2 protein-coding genes are annotated in these 1607 nt (G+C 73.3%); both read right to left on the reverse strand.

Annotation, left to right across the window (positions count from 1 at the left end; translation table 11 throughout):
- A partial coding sequence (locus ACVNF4_RS35770; protein WP_461807000.1) for an AAA family ATPase occupies positions 1–1125 on the reverse strand: 1125 nt, incomplete at its 3' end.
- Positions 1126–1281: 156 nt separating this feature from the next.
- The coding region (locus ACVNF4_RS35775; protein WP_461807001.1) for a molybdopterin dinucleotide binding domain-containing protein at positions 1282–1607 on the reverse strand (326 nt) is incomplete at its 5' end.

Genomic DNA, 1607 nt, shown 5'->3' on the forward strand with positions numbered 1-1607 from the left:
GCGACGGCCGGTCGCCACGGCGACCTCCTCCAGTTCGGCGGGGACCGCCTCGTCCCAGCCGGCGGTCGCCTCGGCCCGGTGCCGGACGGCACGCGCGGGGTCGGCGATGACCGACGCCAGTTGTGTGTGCGCTTGGGTGCGTGCCTCGGGGTCGGCGTTGTCGTACACCGCCGAACCCACCAGTGGGTGGCGGAACTTGTAGGCGCCGCCCGTGAGTGTGATCAGCCCGAAGCTCTCGGCCGGGGCGAAGTCGCGTCGGTCCAGGCCCAGGTTGCGGGCCGCCTCGATCACTTCGTGGCTGCTGGACCCCTCGCCCGCGGCGGCGACGAGAAGGGCGCGTCGCGTCGCCCGGGGCAGCAGGGCGACCTCGGCGAGGAAGGAGTCCTCCAGGCGTCTGCCCATCGGGACACGGCCGCGCTCGACGGGAGGGGGTCCTTCGAGCCAGGCCGGGTCGGCCGACCATTCGGTGAGGGCGAGCGGGTTGCCTCGCGCGTACTCGACCAGGCGGTGGCGTTGCGGCGGTGTCGACGCGGGTGCGTGCAGGGCGACCAGGTCCAGCGCGTCCTGGTCGCCGAGCGGTGTCAGGGGGACGTGCTGTCCGAAGTGCGGCCCGTGGTCCGGGTAGACGCGGCCGGTTCGGGTGGTGGCCACGAGCAGCGCCGGCAGGACGCTCATGCGGGCCGCGAGGAAGGTGACGATCTCGGCTGTCGAGCGGTCCAGCCAGTGCAGGTCCTCGACGAGCACCACGAGGGGGCTCGTCGCCGCGGCTTTCTCCAGCAGCCCGAAGGCGGCGAGCCCGGTGATGAGGCGGTCGGCCGGTTCCCCCTCCGCCCCGAAGGCCACGTCCAGAGCCGCGTGCTGGCGCGGGGGCAGTGCGTCGGCGCGGTCGAGCAGGGGGAGCAGCAGTTCGTGCAGCCCCTCGAAGCCGGCCGCGCCCGTGCCGCGGATGCCGTGACAGGTCAGGATCCGCAGACCCGACGAGGACGCCGCCTCGGCGACCCTGGACAGGAGAAGGCTCTTCCCGATCCCCGCTTCGCCGGACACGAGCGCGGAGGATCCGTGTCCCTGCCGCGCCGCGTCCAGCAGCCCGGTGAGCTGCTCGACTTCCCGATCCCGCCCGATCATGCGCACATACCTGCTTCACACGTCTCGCGCACCTGTGGTGACACCACCGAGGCGCAGGGTTTCAGCCGACATACTCGAAACACCACAGGGCGCCATCATACGTGTCATCTGACGCGTCGTGTCGGTGAACCACGTATGAACCCGTCCGCTCGTCGTTCAGCCCCTGACCAGCCGCCGGACGCGCTCGCTGTCCCGCTGGGCGGTGTCCCGCTCCTCGGGGGTCGCCGGTTCCAGGCGGACCGGGACGTCCTTGTGGTGCGGGGTGCCGGCGATGGGGTCGCGGTCGGTGGCGTCGGTCAGGAGGTTGATGCGGGGGCCGGCGACGACGCGCCCGCCCCTGCCGTCGGGGACGGACATGCCGTAGCCGTGGGGCAGCGCCACCTGGCCGGCGCGAAGGGTGCCGTCGGTCTCGGCGCGGGCCACGACGCGTCCGGTGCGCGACACGACGGCCACCCAGTCGCCGTCCCCGGCTCCCGCGGCGG

Source organism: Streptomyces sp. S6, from assembly GCF_054880855.1.